Below are 16463 nucleotides of genomic sequence, written 5' to 3' on the forward strand. Positions count from 1 at the left end.
CGTCAGCTGGCCAGCCGCGATTGGGCCTCGGGGCTGTCCAGCCCCAGCGGATCGGCGACGCGCGGCCACATCTGCAGGCTCGCCTTGCGATAAGGCGTCGTCGCCGGATCGGTCGGATAGGACGTGGGGGCCGCGACATAGACGATCTCGGACGCGACCGGCTGGAAGCCCGCATGGAAATGATTGGTCGACTTGACCAGGAGGTAGGCCTTGGCGGCGAAATCGATGCCCTGGTTGGAAAAGATGTCGGGTTCGTAGGTCTGGGTGCGGCTGGTGATCAACAGGATGTCGATCGACGTGCCGAGCGGGCGCACCACGGCGGCATTCCCGAGCGTCACCCGGCTGTTGCGGAAACTTTGCCAGCCGGCGTCGGCAGTGCTCATGACCGTCACCTTCAGGTCGAGCGGCTCGCCGCCCTCCGGGCTCGACTTGCCGCCGATGCGCAGGTCGAGCACCGCCCCCTCGCCCGCCGCGTGGCAGAAGGAGACCGCAATCGGGTCCCAGATCGTGGCGACGGCAACATCATCAAGGCCGCGCGCCAGGATCTGGCGCAGGATATAGGTCGCATCGCCGGCGACGCCGCCGCCGGGATTGTCCCAGACATCGGCAATGACGACGGGCTGGTCCGGATTGGTGTCGCGCAGTTCGATCGCGCGATTGAGGCCGGCCTCCGTATCGAGCATCGGCATGGATGTCCGCTTGCGCAGGCCGTAGAGCTCGTGCCCGAGCGTCCGCGCCAGGACATCGCCCTTCGCCTTGTCGTTGTCGGTCACCACCACGATGCGCGTTCCCATGTCGGGCACATCGCCGGCCATGAAGCCATGGATGACCGAAATCGACAGCACCCCGTCCTTGCCCTCCAGGTCAGTCAGCCGGTCGACAAAGGAGCGCATCGGCTCGCGGCTGGTCGGATAGATGGTGATCATGCGGCAGTCGAAGGTCGAGATCGCGGGCTTGATCTCGCCGCGCAGCGCTTGCAGCGCAAGTTCCACGACGTGCTCGCCGCGCTGCTCGAAATCGGTGTGCGGGAATTCTAGAAACGTGGCCATCAGATCGAGATTGGCGACGCGCAGCCCCGTCAGGTGGCTGTGCGGGTCGAACTCGGCGGCGACAAGCACGTCGGGTCCGACAAGGCCGCGAACCCGCAGCAGGAAATCGCCTTCCGGGTCATCGTACCCCTGGGCGACCATGGCGCCATGCAGGCCGAGCACGACGGCATCGACGGGCATGGCCGCCTCGAGTTCGGCCAGGATCTGGTCGCGCAGCATCTCATAAGTCTGGCGCTGGATCAGGCCGGCTGGCTCGGCCCAGCAGGACGTTCCCTCGATCACCTCGAACCCCTCGTCGCGGCCACGGCGGCGCAGGATCGGCACCACCGACGAACACAAGGTCGGCGTGTCGGGATGCTCGCCCGGTTCGGCATAGAACGCAGCCTTGAACGCGTTGATGTCCGTCGGCACGGGAGAGAACGTGTTTGTTTCCGTTGCCAGCGAGGCCGTGAAAATGCGCATTGAACCGACGATCCGAGTGGTTTCGACACGGCGGCACGGCATTGCCCCTCCGTGAGAAGGTCCATGCCCGCAGCAGCCATTCCTGATTGTTGGGCGCACGCCACCTGCCGCAGGACGCTGCGCGCCGCTCGAACCTTTACCGGTTGTCGCGAGCAGCATGCCGACTGCGCTCATGAGCGTGCGATTTTAGTGTTTTTCCTCCCTGCACCGTCATGCGGTGTAATTAATTTTCATATTAGGGCGACAATCTCGCTCTCGTCAACGAGATTCTGGCTATTTTTCCCCAAATATGTAATTCACTTACGTAACTGAAAAACATGCTGCCGGATCGACACGGTGCCGACTGACAAACGGAACGAGTTCCCGGCAAGGTGGAACTGATGGCTTTTGTGGTTTTATTTCAACTGGGTAGCGCCAATCTACACGGACGCTTCGACGCCGGCTGAGCATATCGGGTGGCGTTGCTGAAGAGGCTTCCTGTGTTATGGAGGCATGTCTGAAAGAAATTCCTTTTCACGATTGAGTCGTTCGACAACCGCGCCCGCGCACTCGAACTGGAGAGCTTTGATGGACCTCTATCACGCCCTGTCGGACGAGGAAGGCAAGCTCTCGGGCCTCGAGCAGAAGCTTGCGCGGCTGGTGATGGAAGATGTCGATTTCGCCGTGAACTCCTCGATCGGAGACCTTGCCGCGCGCGCCGAGGTCTCGCCGCCAACGGTGACGCGCTTCTGCCGCAGGCTGGGCTGCCAGAGCTTTTCCGACTTCAAGGTCCAGCTGGCCAAGATGCCTTATGTCGGGCTGCGCTATGTGATGCCGGAGGCACAGACCGCCACGCCGGCGGAGGTCGCCGAAGACATCGTCGCCAAGGCCCAGAACGCCCTGTTTCAGTTGCATCGCCAGCTCGACCCCGAAGCCTTGGGCAAGGCGGCCCAGCTTCTCCGCGGGGCCGAATTCATCTACGCCTTCGGCGCCAGCGGCAACTCGTCGATGATCGTCAACGAACTGCACAACAGGCTGTTCCGGCTGGGGTGCCGCATCAACGCCTCCAACGACCACAACCTCAACATCATGCTGGCCGCCGCAGCCCAGCCGGGCACGGTCGTGTTCGGCTCGTCCTTCAGCGGGCGAGATCCCGGCCTGGTGCAGAGCCTGGAACTGCTGCGCAAACGCGCCATTCCCACCGTCGTCATCACCCAGAGCAATTCGCCGGTCGCCGCCGCGGCCGACGTGGTGATCACCATCGACCTGCCGGAAGGCAAGAACATCTTCCGGCCGACCTCGACCCGCTATGCCTATCTGGCGGCGATCGACATCCTCGCCAACCTCGTCGCCTATGCCGACCGCAACAAGGCGGCAAAGGCCCTGCGCACCATCAAGGAAGAGCTCGTGCGCCGCCGCGACGGCGACGACCGGCAGGTGCTGGGCGACTGATTTCAAACCCTGAAGGCCGCCCGACCTCGCCCCTGACACCACGGCGACGACGGGATGTCAGGTGAAAAATCGCTTCATGTTGATCGCCAGCCGGCTTTGAACGATACTCGCCTCGTCCCTTGGGAGCCGCAGGCGCATGCGTACACCGGTTGCCAACCAGATCGCCAAGCGCAAGGCCGTCGCGGAGGCTCGCGAGCGGCAGAAGGTTTTTGTTGCCTCCAGGCGCTTCAGGGGCGACGGGCAGCCGATCTCGCGGGTACTCGTTTCCGGTCGCTATTACGACGTCGGCGACACCCTGCTGCAGCAGCTTCTCGACGGTGCTTCGCCACGCGAGCTGGAGCTCGATCCCGCTCCCGACGAGCCCGGGCCGGCCTAAATCTCGCATGGCAGCCGAAAAGCTTCGCAGCTACCGCGACAAGCGCGACTTTTCCAAAACCCGCGAACCGCGCGGCGGCATACCGGCGAGCAACGGCAACCGCTTCGTCGTCCACAAGCACCACGCCACCGCCGACCATTACGACCTGCGCCTCGAACTCGACGGCGTGCTCAAGAGCTGGGCTGTGCCCCGCGGCCCCTCACTCAACCCCGCCGACCGGCGGCTGGCGGTCGAGACCGAGGACCACCCGCTCGAATATATCGACTTCGAGGGCGTGATCCCGGAGGGCGAATATGGCGGCGGGCCGATGATCGTCTGGGACGCCGGCAGCTGGGCGCCGATGGACGATGCGCGCTCGGCTCTCGACAAGGGCGCCTTCAAGTTCCGGCTGTGGGGCGAAAAGCTCAAGGGCGGCTGGATGCTGACACGGCTGAAACCCAGGCCGGACGAGGACAAGCGCAACTGGCTGCTGATCAAGGAGCACGACCAGGCCGAGGACACCGAGACCGACATCCTTGCGGTGCGCCCCGAGAGCGTGAAATCAGGCAGGCTGATCGAAGAGCTGGTGCCCCAGAGAAAGCCGCCGACGAAGCCCGAGAATATCAAGCCAGAAACGCTTGCCGGCGCTGTTCGCTCGGCCATGCCGGCGCGGATCGAGCCACAGCTCGCCACCGCGACCGAAAGGCCGGCAGCCGATCCAAAGAAGTGGCTGCACGAGATCAAGCTCGACGGCTATCGGACGATGGCCCACATCGCCGACGGCGCTACCAGGCTGATCACGCGCAGCGGGCTCGACTGGACGAAGCGCTATGGCACGCTGCCAATGTCATTTCGCCGCCTGCCCTGCTCGGAGGCGATCATCGACGGCGAGATCGTCGTGCTCGACGACAAGGGCATCAGCCGCTTCGCCGCGCTGCAGGACGCACTCGCCGGCGGCCACGACCGGCAGCTTGTCTTCTATGCCTTCGACCTCGTCTTCCTCAATGGCTGGGACCTGCGCAAGGTGACGCTCGGACAGCGCAAGGCGCTGCTTGAAAAGCTGCTGGCCGGCCAGATCGATGCGCGCAGCGCCATCCAGTACAGCGACCATGTCGGCGGCGACGGCGGGCAGTTTTTCGAGAGTGTCAGCGAGATGGGGCTGGAAGGCATCGTCTCCAAGCAGCTTTCCGCGCCCTATGTCTCCGGCCGCACCCACAGCTGGACCAAGACCAAGGCGCTGCAGCGCGGCGAGTTCGTCATCGCCGGCTACACGACATCTGAAGCAGCCGAGGGACTGGCGGCCCTTGCGCTCGGCGAATGGATCGACGGCGAACTCGAATATCGCGGCAAGGTCGGAACCGGTTTCGACACCGAGACGTTGGACACCCTGCTGCCGCGCCTCGAAGCGATCAGGGATGGCGCGGCACGGCTCGACGGAGCCCCCAAGGAGGTGATCCCGGTGCGGCCTGTGCTGATAGCCCGCATCCATTACGTCAACCGCACATCGGACAACGCCTTGCGGCATGCGGTATTCAAGGGACTGCGGGAAGTGGAACTGAGCGCCAAGGAGACCCAGGTGGAGCGCAAGCGCCTGATCTCAGATGCCGACCTTGCCGGCATCTCGATCACCAACCCGACCCGCCGGATTCTCGGCAAGGCGGGGCCGACCAAGCTCGACATCGCCGTCTATTACGCGGCTGTCGGCGACTTCATGTTGCCGCATATTCTGGGGCGGCCGGTATCGCTGTTCCGCTGCCCGTCGAGCCGGCCGCAGGACTGCTTCTTCCAGCGTCACGCCTTCACCGGCATGCCGGCCACCATCGCCTCCTTCGAGACCAGCAATTCCGACGGCGAAACCAAGACCTACATCGCCGTCGAGGACGCCAAGGGTTATCTGGCGCTGGCGCAGTTCGGTGTCGTCGAGTTCCATGCCTGGGGCGCATTGCGAAAGCAGCTGGACAAGCCCGATCGCGTGGTCTTCGACCTCGACCCCGGCGAAGGCATCGGCTGGCGCGAGGTTGTCGAGGCGGCGGTCCATGTCAAGGGCGAGCTGGAAGCCATCGGCCTCGTGCCGTTCGTGAAGACCTCGGGCGGCAGCGGCATCCATGTCGTGGTGCCGGTGAAGAAGAAACTCGGCTGGAAGCAGATCCATCAGGCAAGCAGCGCCATCGCCTCCCGTATCGCCGCCACCGCGCCCAAGACGTTCACAACAGTGATGGGCAAGGACAACCGCAAGCAGCTTATTTTCATCGACTTCCATCGCAATGCGCGAAGTGCAACGGCCGCCGCCCCCTACACGCTGCGGGCGCGAACCCACATGCCGGCTTCGACCCCACTTGTCTGGAGTGATCTCGAGTCCATCGACGCTCCGCAGGATTTGAACTATTCTTCGCTTCCCGGACTTTTGGCTACGTCAGGCGATCCCTGGGCCGATATCGACGATCACGCCCGAGAATTGCCGGCAGCGTTCACAGGTAAAGCTTAGTTGTGTCGTCGCGTAGGAGACAAGCATGGCGCCCAGGGCATCTTGGAAGGGATATCTCAAGCTCAGTCTGGTCAGCTGCCCGGTAAGGCTGTACCCGGCAACGAGCTCGAGCGAACGCATCGCCTTCAACCAATTGCACAAGGACACCCATAACCGGATCAACATGAAGCCGGTCGACCCCGAACTCGGGCTCGTCGAACGCACCGATCTGGTCAAGGGCTACGAATACGAAGACAAGAAGTACATCATCATCGACGAGGCCGACCTCGACAGCGTCAGGATCGAGTCCAACCACACGATGAACATCGAGGCCTTCGTCGAGGAAGGCTCAGTCGACGTGATCTACCAGGACGCCCCCTATTATCTGGCGCCCGACGGGGCCATGGCTGAGGAAACCTTCGCGGTGCTGCGCGAGGCGCTGCACAAGACGGGCAAGCTCGCCATCGCCCGACTGGTGCTGTCGAGCCGCGAACGCGTCGTCACCATCGGCTCGCGCGAGAACGGCATGTTCGTCTGCACGCTGAGGAACCCGAGCGAAGTGCGCGGCACAGCCGAGTATTTCGGCAACATCCCGGCCGGCGATCCGGACCCCGAGATGCTGCAGCTTGCGGAAGCGCTGATCCAGCAGAAGCTGACGACTTTCGATCCGAAGAACTATGAGGATCGCTATGAGATCGCCCTGATGAAGATGATCAAGGAGAAGCTGAAGGGCCACAAGCCGATCATCGCAGCCGCCCCCGAACGCGGCAATGTCATCAACCTGATGGACGCGCTGAAGGCGAGCCTGGGCCAATCCAAGCCGCCGGCCAAGAGCAAGCCCAAGGTGGATGCAGCAGCCAAGCCGGCTGAAAAAGTGGCGGCATCGGGCGGCAAATCGGCAGCCAAGGGCAAGAAGTGACAGATCCGGCATCGTCTCTCCAGGGCACGACCTTCGGTCTCGTGGGCGCACTGGAAGCGTTTCCACGGCGCCTCGCCCTGCGCGAGGTCAGGCGCCTCGGCGGCGACCTCCAGCACGGCGTGACCCGGCGGACGACCCATGTCGTGTTCGGGCGCGGCCTGCTTGGGCGTGAAAGCGATGCCCGTATCGCCGGCAAGTATGAGGCCGTGTCAGGCGGCCAGATGACTGTGCTCAGCGAGAACGGCTTCCTGCGCATGCTCGGCCTGCTCGATCCGCCCGAAGCCGCGGCCCTTTCGCAGGCATCGATCGGCGAGCAATCGAAGCTCGATCCCAAGGCGCTCGCGCTTCTCGGCCTGTTCGACGCCTTCGAGCACCATATGGAGCCCTACTCCTTCCGCGACCTGATCCTCGCCAGGAAATATGCCGGGCTGCTGGTTGGCGGGGCGAGCTGGGGACGGATCGCACGGTCCGTCCGTCGTTCCGGGCCGGTCGCCTCGCTGACGGCGCTGAACCTGCACACGGAGGATGGGGACGCGATCTACGCGCGCCAGGGGACCGAACTGACCGAACTGGACGGCCAGGGCCTGCTGCCGCTGGATCGGACCAACGACACTGAAATCGAGGCCCTTTTTTCCCTCGCCGAAGAAGCCGAGGACGAAGGCCGCCACCTCGAGGCGGCGGCACTCTACAGGCGCTATCTGGCAGCCGACCCCGGCGACGGCATCGCGGCCTTCAACCGGGCAAACTGCCTGCGCGCCGGCGGGCTGACGACAGAGGCAGCGGGTGCCTACATGCAGGCAATCAAGCTCGACCCGAATTTCGTCGAAGCCTGGTTCAATCTCGGCGGGCTTTTCGCCGAACAGGGCAAGGTCGCAACGGCCCGGCGTCATCTCAAGGCAGCCGTGACGCTCGACCCGGGATATGCCGACGCCGTCTACAACCTCGCCAATCTCGAATACCAGGCTGGCGATCTCGCGGCGGCCCGGCACTGGTGGTCTGTCTATCTCCAGCTCGACAGCACGTCGGAATGGGCGCGCACCGCCGAAAAAGGCATCCAGTATGCCGACCTCCACCTCAGGAAACGTTCAGCCGGCTGACATGGACACGCAATTTCTCTTCAACGGCGACGAAGACGCCGCCGTCACCATCCTTTTGGCGCATGGCGCCGGCGCGCCGATGGATTCGGCGTCGATGGAAGCGACTGCCAAGGCGCTGGCCGCACAAGGCTTCCGCGTCGCCCGCTTCGAGTTTCCCTATATGGCTGCCCGACGCACTGAGGCCGGGCGCAAGCCGCCGCCGCGCGCGGAAACGCTGAACCCGGAATACAAGGCTGCGATCGAAAAGCTCGGCGCCAAAGGCCCGCTCATCATCGGCGGCAAGTCGATGGGCGGGCGCGTCGCCAGCATGGTCGCCGATGAGCTGTTCGCAGCAGGCAGGATCGCCGGCCTGCTCTGCCTCGGCTATCCGTTCCATCCGCCGGCCAAGCCCGAACAATTGCGAACGAAGCATCTGGCGGGACTGAAGACGCCGGCGCTGATCGTGCAAGGCACCCGTGACGAATTCGGCACCCGCGACGAGGTTGCAGGCTACGACCTGTCCGACCAGATCGAGCTGTTCTGGCTGGAAGACGGCGACCACGACCTCAAGCCGCGCAAGAGCATCTCGGGCTTCTCCGCCGCCGACCATCTGAAATCGATGGCCGACAAGGTCGCGTCTTGGTCGGCGCAGCTGAAGCGTTAGGTCGAATGGCGTGAAGATCGCCACGTTCAACATCAACAACATCAACCGTAGGCTCGGAAACCTGCTGGCGTGGTTGAAGCAGGCCAAACCCGACGTCGTCTGCCTGCAGGAACTCAAGGCGGCCGACGATGAGTTCCCTGCCAAGGCGCTCGAAGACGCCGGTTACGGCGCCGTATGGCGCGGCGAGCGCGCCTGGAACGGCGTGGCGATATTGGCCAGGGACGGAAAACCTGTGGTGACGCGATGGGAACTGCCCGGCGACCCCGACGATGACCAGAGCCGCTACATCGAAGCTGCGGTGGGCGGCATTCTCGTTAGCTGCCTCTACGCGCCCAACGGCAACCCGCAGCCGGGGCCGAAATTCGACTACAAGCTCGCCTGGCACAAGCGCTTCAATGCACACGCCGCAGCCCTGCTCGCCGCCGGCATACCTGTCGTGCTCGCCGGCGACTACAACATCGCGCCCGAAGTGCGCGACGTCTATGCGACGCAGTCCTATGACGACAACGCGCTGGTACAGCCTCAGAGCCGCGCGGCGTTCCAGGCACTGCTCGAGCGAGGCTGGACCGACAGCATCCGCAGGGCATTTCCCGGCGACGGCGTCTACAGTTTCTGGGACTATCGGCGAAACAGGTGGCAGCGCAACGCCGGCCTGCGCCTCGATCACCTGCTCCTGAGCCCCGATCTCGCCGGCCGCCTCTCAGCCGCCGGCATCGACCGCGACGTCAGAGGCCTCGCCGACGCCAGCGACCACGCGCCGGTCTGGATCGAGCTCGGCGCGCCGCAGGCTTAGAGCGCACTTATCCTGGAACTCTGGCCTCGATAGCGCTCGCTTATGCGGCGCATTGCCAATGACGATTGGACAGCGACCCGACCGCGAGCAGATAAGCTGACATCCAGGATGCGGTGGTTTGGCCGAAAGGCAGCCGCCGCGACAAGGCATTCCTGCCTCGTTACCTCAGTTGTTTGGAAGGTCCCATCATGCACCAGCCGCTCGTCGCCGTGTCGACAGACGTCAAGCAGTTCGAGAACTACACCTGGTATGCAGCGCCCCAGCAATATCTGGAGGCGGCAATTTCGGGTGCCGGCGTGCTGCCTGTGCTGGTGCCGTCCTTCGGCGATCGCCTCGACCTCGACGTGTTGTTGTCGTCGGTCGACGGCGTGATGCTGACCGGCTCCAAGTCCAATGTCGATCCGCGCCTTTACGGCGAAGAGGCGACGGAAGCCAATGGTCCTTACGATTTCGCCCGCGATTCCACCACCATGCCCCTGATCCGCAAGGCGATCGAGCGCGGCGTGCCGCTGCTTGCCATCTGCCGCGGCATCCAGGAGCTCAACGTCGCCCTTGGCGGCTCGCTCGCCACCGAGATCCAGGAGCGCGACGGCATCGACGATCACCGCGCCCCCGTCAGCGACAACCAGGACGAACGTTTCGCCATCCGCCAGACGGCGACGATCAAGCCGGGCAGCTGCCTGGCCGGTGTATTCGGCCCCGGCGACATCCTGGTCAACTCGGTCCACCGCCAGGCGGTCGAGCGGCTCGGTGCCAAGCTGCAGGTCGAGGCCATCGCGCCCGACGGCACGGTCGAAGCCGTGTCGGTGCGCGATTCCAGGGCCTTTGCCGTGGGCGTGCAGTGGCACCCCGAATATTGGGTCAAGTCGGACGATGTCTCGCAGCGCATCTTCAAGGCGTTTGGCGATGCCGTGCGGGCCCATGCGGTGGCGCGTCAGGCGGCAAGGGCTGCTGCGGAGTAAAATCCGCTCCAGCCTTTCCTCACCGTCGCGACCACCGACAGCGGGCTTCGTTTCCCACCGTCACGGCTTCGCCGCGCCACCTCTCCCCCACTCCGTGGGGGCGAGGACCCCAAGTTCTGTGAGGTCGCACGTCAACATCGCAGCAACTGCTCAGCTATGGGTGCTGCGTCGGCGATCGGCGTTTCCTCGCCCCCATGAAATGGCGGAGAGGTGGCTTGCGTGGCAAACCGATGAAGGCGCATTGGCGCAAAGCAAGCTTGTCGGCCTCGCCAACGCAGAAAGCCACCTCCTCAGCTCATCCTGTTCTTTCGGCTTGCCTCTCGACTGGCGGCTGCTCCGGTTGCCCTGACGTCAGCTACTGAAGCCGCCGCGCATATTATTGCGCCCCAGCCGCAGCGAATGAACAAAAATGCCCCGGCGAGCCTACATCGATAAAAATTCTTTATCTGGCAAATTTCGAATGACGATTGGACATCGGACCTCGAAAACGCGGAAATACGGCATTCTTAGCGTACAGGAGCCGCAATGACCGACCGCAAACTATACCTGAAATTCGTCGATTCCGACGTGACGGGTATCATTACGCTTTATTGGGAGAATGCTCCTGAGACCTGTAAGGCTCTCTGGGGCGCGCTGGAAAAGCCGATCCAGTGGCCTGCAACGCACGCCATGTTCTCCGGCCCCGAGATCATGATGGGCCTGCCCGAGGAAGCCCGTAATTTCGACCCGACCACCATTCCGCCCGAGAATCAGACCGTGCTGCCCGAAGTCGGCGAGCTGCTGTGGTTCTACCAGCCGAAGAACTTCTTCAAGATCGACCCGACCGAGTTCTGGGAGATCGGCCTGTTCTACGGCGTCGGCGGCCGCACCTTCGGCCCGACCGGATGGATATCCTGCACCTATTTCGGCAAGATGACCGAGAATCTCGAGGGCATTGCCGCCCAGTGCCGCCTGATCCGTACGGAAGGCGCCAAGGTCGTGGAAATCGGCCGCCTGGCCTGATCGACCCTCTAACTGCAACCTTAAATCCGAAGGGGAACTACAATGAAATCCAGGTTCAGTATCGCTGTGCTCAGCACGTCCATCCTTGCACTGGCGGCAGGTGCTGCCAGTGCCCAGGACAAGACGCTCGTCATCAATTCCTTCGGCGGCGCCTATGAGGCCGCCCACAAGAAGTGCATCATCGAGCCGTTCGAGAAGGCGACGGGCGCCAAGGTCCAGATCGTGACCGCCTACTCCTCCGATGCCTTCGCCCAGCTGCGCGCCCAGAAGGCGGCACCCCAGTTCGACATCATCAACTTCTCCGGCGGCCAGGAAATCGTCGGTGCTTCGGAAGGCCTGCTGGCCCCGATCGACGCCACCAAGCTGAAGAACGCCGGCGACCTCTATGACTTCGCCAAGGCCAACCTCGCCAAGGGCGAAGGCCCGGCCTACTCGATCGCCGCCATCGGCCTGGTCTACAACAGCGACAAGGCACCGAAGGCGCCGTCGAGCTGGAAGGACCTGCTCGATCCGGCCGTCGGCGAACATCTCGTGCTCACCGACATCTCCAACGGCTACGGCATGCTCGGCTTCCTGATGCTCAATCAGGTCGAGGGCGGCAACCTCGACAACATCCAGCCGGGTCTCGATGCCGTCGGCAAGCTTCTCGAGGGCGGCGCCATCGTCGTCTCCAAGTCGCCCGAGATCCAGCAGGAATTCGCCCAGAACGACGCCTGGCTTGCGCCTTATGCTTCGGACTACGCTTTCACCCTGCGCACTGCCGGACTGCCGGCGAAGTTCGTCCAGGGCGCCGAAGGTACCCCGGCCAGCTACATCACGACCAACCTCGTCGCCAACCGCCCGAACCAGGACCTGGCGCTGCAGTTCATCGACACGTCGATCTCGGCCGAGGCCCAGACCTGCTTTGCCGAAGCGCTGCGCTACACGCCCACCAATTCGAAGGCCAAGCTTGCGCCTGAGGTTGCAGCCGACGTCGCTTACGGCGAAGAAGGCGTGAAGGGCCTGATCCGCTTCGATCCGGCCAAGATCGAGGCCAACCGCGCCGCCTGGGTGGAGGCCTGGAACAAGGCCATCGCCAAGTAACATTCGACGTCAGGAGAGCGGGCACCGTGAGCGACCGTACTGAAAACCTCTTACTGGTCCTCCCGGGCCTGCTCCTCCTCGCGCTGGCATTCTTCCTCCCTATCTTTCAGATGCTGGCGCTTTCGGTGTCGGGCCCTGGCGGCCCGACACTTGAACACTTCGCCCGTTTCCTCGGCGATCCTTTCTATCTCAGCGTGCTCTGGCGCACCGTGAAGCTGGCGCTGATCATCACCGCCGTCTGCGCCGTCATCGGCTTTCCGCTCGCCTACATCATGGCCCGCGTCGGCCCGTCGCTGCGCCTGTGGCTGGTGATCATGGTGATCCTGCCGCTGATGACCAGCGTGGTCGTCCGCACCTTCGGCTGGATGGTGCTGCTCAACCGCTCGGGCCTCATTCCGCAGCTTTTCCGCGATCTCGGCCTCGCCGGCCGCAGCTTCAATCTGATGCAGACCGAGACCGCCGTCGTCATCGGCATGGTCCAGGTGCTACTGCCCTTCATGACGCTGTCGATCCTCGGTGTCATCACCCGCATCGACCCGCGCCTCGAGGAAGCCGCGCGCACCATGGGCTGTTCGTTCCTGCGCACCATCGGCTCGGTCGTGCTGCCGCTGTCGCTGCCCGGCATCGTCGCCGGCTCGCTGCTTGCCTTCACGCTCTCGGCCAGCTCGTTCGTGACGCCAAACCTTCTCGGCGGCGCCCGAATCCAGGTTCTCGCCTCCTCGATCTACAATTCGGTGACCCAGACGCTCGACTGGCCCTTCGCCGCCGCCCAGGCCGTCATCCTCTTCGTCGGCGTCATCCTGGTGCTGATCCCCTACATCAAGCTTACGGGGCGTTCCGATGGTTAAGGCTGTCCCCACCTCGATCCGCATCGCGGCAATCGTCTTCGTCGCCCTGACCGCCCTTTTGCTGCTTGCGCCGCTGATCGTGGTCGTCGGCGCATCGCTGACCGCCAACCAGTTCGTCAGCTTCCCGCCGCAGGGCCTGTCGCTGATGTGGTACGAGAAGGTGCTGTCGTCGCCGGAATATCTGAGCTCCGGACTGGTCAGCCTGATCGTCGCCCTGCTGGTGACGGTGACGGCCACGTTCGTCGGCGGTGCTGCAGCCATTGCCATTCATCGCAAGCAGCTGCCCGGCTCGCAGGTTCTGGCCTCGCTGTTCCTGTCGCCGCTGGTGCTGCCCACCATCATCTACGCCATCGGCATGTTGATGTTCTGGAGCGCGGTCGTCGGCCCCGTGTCGCTGCCTGTTCTGTGGATCAGCCACACCGTCATCGCCATGCCCTATGTCATCCGCACCACGCTGGCCGTGCTGTCGGAATCCAATCCCTTCCTCGAGGAGGCGGCGCGGACCATGGGCGCCAACCGCATGCAGCGCCTGTGGCTTGTGGTTGTGCCGCAATGCGCACCGGGCCTGGCGGCCGGCGCCTTTTTCGCCTTCAACATCTCCTTTGACGAGGCCGTGCTGTCGCTGTTCCTGCGCAAGCCCGGCATGACCACCCTGCCGGTGCAGATCTACGGGCAGCTGGAATTCAGCCCCGATCCTTCCGTGGCCGCAGTGTCCTCGATCATGATCGCCCTGACCATCGTGCTGATCCTGGTCATCGACCGGCTGCTCGGCATCAAGAAATTCGCGAGTGCTTGACCATGGCCAACGTACGGCTTGAAGACATCAAGAAATCCTTCGGCAATGTGAAGGTGCTGCATGGCATCACGCTCGACATCGCGTCCGGCGAATTCGTCAGCCTTCTCGGCGCCTCCGGCTGCGGCAAGACCACCCTGCTGCGCGCAGTCGCCGGCCTCGAAAGCGTCACCTCAGGTTCGGTCGCCATCGACGGCCAGACCGTGACCGAGCTGCCGCCCGAAAAGCGCGACATCGCCATGATGTTCCAGTCCTATGCACTGCTGCCGCATCTCAGCGTCTCGGAAAACGTCCGCTTTCCGCTCAGGATGCGCGGCATCGGCTCGCGCGAGGAGCAGGCCGAACGCGTCAAGGCCGCACTCGAGACCGTGCAGCTCGGCCACCTCGCCGAGCGCAAGCCGCGCCAGCTCTCGGGCGGCCAGCAGCAGCGCGTGGCGCTGGCCCGCGCCATCGTCTCCAAGCCCAAGGTGCTTTTGCTTGACGAGCCGCTGTCCAATCTCGACGCCCGCCTGCGCGAGGACATGCAGGTCGAGCTCATCGAGATCCACAAGCGGCTTGGCCTGACCACGCTGTTCGTCACCCACGATCAGGAAGAGGCGCTCAGCCTGTCCGACCGCGTCGTGCTGCTGAATGGCGGCCGCGTCGAGCAGCAGGGAAGCCCGGCCGAAATCTACAGCCGCCCCGCGACCGAGTTCGCCTCGAACTTCCTCGGTTCGGCCAACATCATCCCCGTCACCATCGAATCGACCGACACCGGCCCGGTGGCCGTGCTTGCAGACCGGCAGCGCCTGCAACTGTCGCAGAGCGAGGCGGTGCGCGGCCCGGCGCGGCTGGTGCTGCGCCAGGAGGACCTCGCCATCGGCAAGTCAGGCGACATCGAAGGCGAAGTGCGCACCCGCGTCTATCTCGGCGCGCGCAACCGCTACGTGATGGTGCTGGCGGGACAGCCGGTCAGGGTGCTCAGCGGCAACGATCACGTTTTCGCCAGCGGTGAGGCAGTGTCGTTGTCGATCGATCCGGCGCGCATCCGCGTCATCGCGGACTGATCGCCCCCAGCAGACCAACCCAAAGACAAGACGGAAAATGGAGCCGACTATGAGCGGGTTTGAAACGCGTTTATTCATCAATGGCAAGTTCGTCGAAGGTCAGGGCGAGGCCGAGCAGGCCTACGAGCCGGCAACCGGCAAGCCGCTGGCCTCGGTGAGGTCGGCCACGCCGGCACAGATCGACGAAGCGGTGCGTTTCGCCGGCCAGGCCTACAAGGGCTGGTCGCGCACCACGCCGAAGGAGCGCAGCCGCGCCCTCTTTGCGATTGCCGACGCCGTCGAGGCACGGGCAGATTTGCTGGCGCCGATCGAGTCGCGCAATGCCGGCAAGCCGCTGCGCTACGTTCATGCAGGCGAACTGGCCAACGTCGCCGACGTCTTCCGTTTCTATGCCACCGCCGTGCGCAACATGCCGGCCACCGCCGCCGGCAACTATCGCAACGCCCAGCGCACCAGCGTCATGCGCCGCGATCCGATCGGCGTCGTTGCCCAGATCGCACCGTGGAACTATCCGCTGCTGATGGCTGCCTGGAAGATCGCGCCGGCCATCGCCGCCGGCAACACCGTGGTCATCAAGCCGTCCGAGCACACCCCGCTCAGCCTTCTGGCGCTGGCCGAAATCTTCGCCGAACTGCTGCCCGCCGGCGTCGTCAACGTCGTCTGCGGCAATGGTCCCGACATCGGCAACACGCTGATCTCGCACGACCTCGTCCGCATGATCTCGCTGACCGGTGATGTCGGCACCGGCCGCGCCGTGCTGCGCGCCGCAGCCGGCAACATGATCAAGCGCACCCATCTCGAGCTCGGCGGCAAGGCGCCCGTCATCGTCGCCGCCGACGCCAATCTCGACAGCCTGGTCGAGACGCTGCGCGAGGCGAGCTTCTACAATGCCGGCCAGGACTGCACCGCCGCCTGCCGCGTGCTCGCCCACCGCGACATCGCCGACGAGCTGACCGAACGGCTGGCCGCGATGATCGGCACGCTGGTCTACGGCGCGCCCGAACGTGACGACGTCGAATTCGGTCCGCTGATCACCGCCCGCCAGCGCGACCGGGTCGCCGGCTTCGTCTCGCGCGCCCACGACAATGGCTGCGACATCATCGCCGGCGGCACCGTGCCCGACCAGCCCGGCTTCTTCTACGCGCCGACGCTGGTCGCAGCCCCCTTCGAGGCCGAGATCGTGCAGAAGGAAGTGTTCGGGCCGGTGCTGACAATCACGCCTGTCGATTCCGTCGAGACCGCGCTCGACTGGGCCAACGCCTCCGAATACGGCCTCGCCTCGTCGGTTTGGTCGCGCGACCTGGCAACGGCGGCTTCCGTTGCCGACAGGCTCGAATACGGCGTCACCTGGGTCAACACCCACGGCTCGTTCGCCACCGAGATGCCACATGGCGGCATGAAGAACTCTGGTTATGGCTCCGACCTGTCGATGCAGTCGCTGCTCGAATACACGCAGGTTCGCCACGTCATGACCCAGGCCTGAGCCATCGGGTCGCATCATGGTGCCGGCACGCTT

At 64.3% G+C, this 16463-nt stretch carries 15 protein-coding genes; 14 read left to right on the forward strand and 1 reads right to left on the reverse strand.

Annotated features, from left to right (window positions below):
- Nucleotides 1-2: 2 nt before the first annotated feature.
- Entirely contained in the window at nt 3-1511 is a 1509-nt protein-coding gene (locus tag B015_RS0118080) for a M81 family metallopeptidase (protein ID WP_026227431.1), read from the reverse strand.
- Between the two features lie 567 nt (nt 1512-2078).
- Here B015_RS0118080 and B015_RS0118085 point away from each other — a divergent pair.
- The 14 genes from B015_RS0118085 to B015_RS0118150 all read left to right on the forward strand — a co-directional run bounded on the left by B015_RS0118085 (nt 2079) and on the right by B015_RS0118150 (nt 16430).
- The gene (locus B015_RS0118085; RefSeq protein WP_018429141.1) at nt 2079-2942 is read left to right on the forward strand and encodes a MurR/RpiR family transcriptional regulator; all 864 of its coding nucleotides are present in this window, start codon (nt 2079-2081) and stop codon (nt 2940-2942) included.
- Nucleotides 2943-3078: 136 nt separating this feature from the next.
- Nucleotides 3079-3318 (forward strand): hypothetical protein, encoded by a 240-nt coding sequence (locus B015_RS0118090; RefSeq protein ID WP_018429142.1) that lies wholly within the window; start codon nt 3079-3081, stop codon nt 3316-3318.
- Between the two features lie 7 nt (nt 3319-3325).
- Complete coding sequence (gene ligD, locus B015_RS0118095; RefSeq protein WP_018429143.1) at nt 3326-5782, forward strand: DNA ligase D; 2457 nt, start codon at nt 3326-3328, stop codon at nt 5780-5782.
- A gap of 25 nt (nt 5783-5807) precedes the next feature.
- Nucleotides 5808-6680, forward strand: coding sequence for a Ku protein (locus B015_RS0118100; RefSeq protein WP_026227432.1), 873 nt, complete (start codon nt 5808-5810; stop codon nt 6678-6680).
- Nucleotides 6677-7777, forward strand: coding sequence for a tetratricopeptide repeat protein (locus tag B015_RS0118105; protein ID WP_018429145.1), 1101 nt, complete (start codon nt 6677-6679; stop codon nt 7775-7777). Before B015_RS0118100 ends, B015_RS0118105 begins: the two co-directional genes overlap by 4 nt.
- Nucleotide 7778: 1 nt before the next feature.
- A complete protein-coding gene (locus B015_RS0118110) occupies nt 7779-8420 on the forward strand; it encodes an alpha/beta fold hydrolase (protein WP_018429146.1) in 642 nt (213 codons plus the stop codon).
- A 10-nt stretch (nt 8421-8430) separates the two neighbouring features.
- Nucleotides 8431-9213 carry an exodeoxyribonuclease III gene (locus B015_RS0118115; RefSeq protein ID WP_018429147.1) on the forward strand — a complete coding sequence of 261 codons (783 nt, stop codon included), beginning with the start codon at nt 8431-8433 and terminating at the stop codon, nt 9211-9213.
- Nucleotides 9214-9401: 188 nt separating this feature from the next.
- Nucleotides 9402-10175 carry a gamma-glutamyl-gamma-aminobutyrate hydrolase family protein gene (locus tag B015_RS0118120; RefSeq protein ID WP_026227433.1) on the forward strand — a complete coding sequence of 258 codons (774 nt, stop codon included), beginning with the start codon at nt 9402-9404 and terminating at the stop codon, nt 10173-10175.
- Between the two features lie 525 nt (nt 10176-10700).
- The gene (locus tag B015_RS0118125; RefSeq protein WP_018429149.1) at nt 10701-11177 is read left to right on the forward strand and encodes a DUF3830 family protein; all 477 of its coding nucleotides are present in this window, start codon (nt 10701-10703) and stop codon (nt 11175-11177) included.
- Between the two features lie 42 nt (nt 11178-11219).
- Entirely contained in the window at nt 11220-12260 is a 1041-nt protein-coding gene (locus B015_RS0118130) for an ABC transporter substrate-binding protein (protein WP_026227434.1), read from the forward strand.
- A 26-nt stretch (nt 12261-12286) separates the two neighbouring features.
- On the forward strand, nt 12287-13108 hold the full coding sequence (locus B015_RS0118135; RefSeq protein ID WP_026227435.1) for an ABC transporter permease: 822 nt from the start codon (nt 12287-12289) through the stop codon (nt 13106-13108).
- Nucleotides 13101-13904 (forward strand): ABC transporter permease, encoded by an 804-nt coding sequence (locus B015_RS0118140; protein ID WP_018429152.1) that lies wholly within the window; start codon nt 13101-13103, stop codon nt 13902-13904. The genes B015_RS0118135 and B015_RS0118140 overlap by 8 nt, the downstream gene beginning before the upstream one ends.
- 2 nt (nt 13905-13906) lie before the next feature.
- On the forward strand, nt 13907-14947 hold the full coding sequence (locus tag B015_RS0118145; RefSeq protein ID WP_018429153.1) for an ABC transporter ATP-binding protein: 1041 nt from the start codon (nt 13907-13909) through the stop codon (nt 14945-14947).
- 49 nt (nt 14948-14996) lie between these two features.
- Entirely contained in the window at nt 14997-16430 is a 1434-nt protein-coding gene (locus B015_RS0118150; protein ID WP_018429154.1) for an aminobutyraldehyde dehydrogenase, read from the forward strand.
- The last annotated feature ends 33 nt before the right edge of the window (nt 16431-16463 follow it).

Source organism: Hoeflea sp. 108 (assembly GCF_000372965.1).
Lineage (GTDB): Bacteria > Pseudomonadota > Alphaproteobacteria > Rhizobiales > Rhizobiaceae > Aminobacter.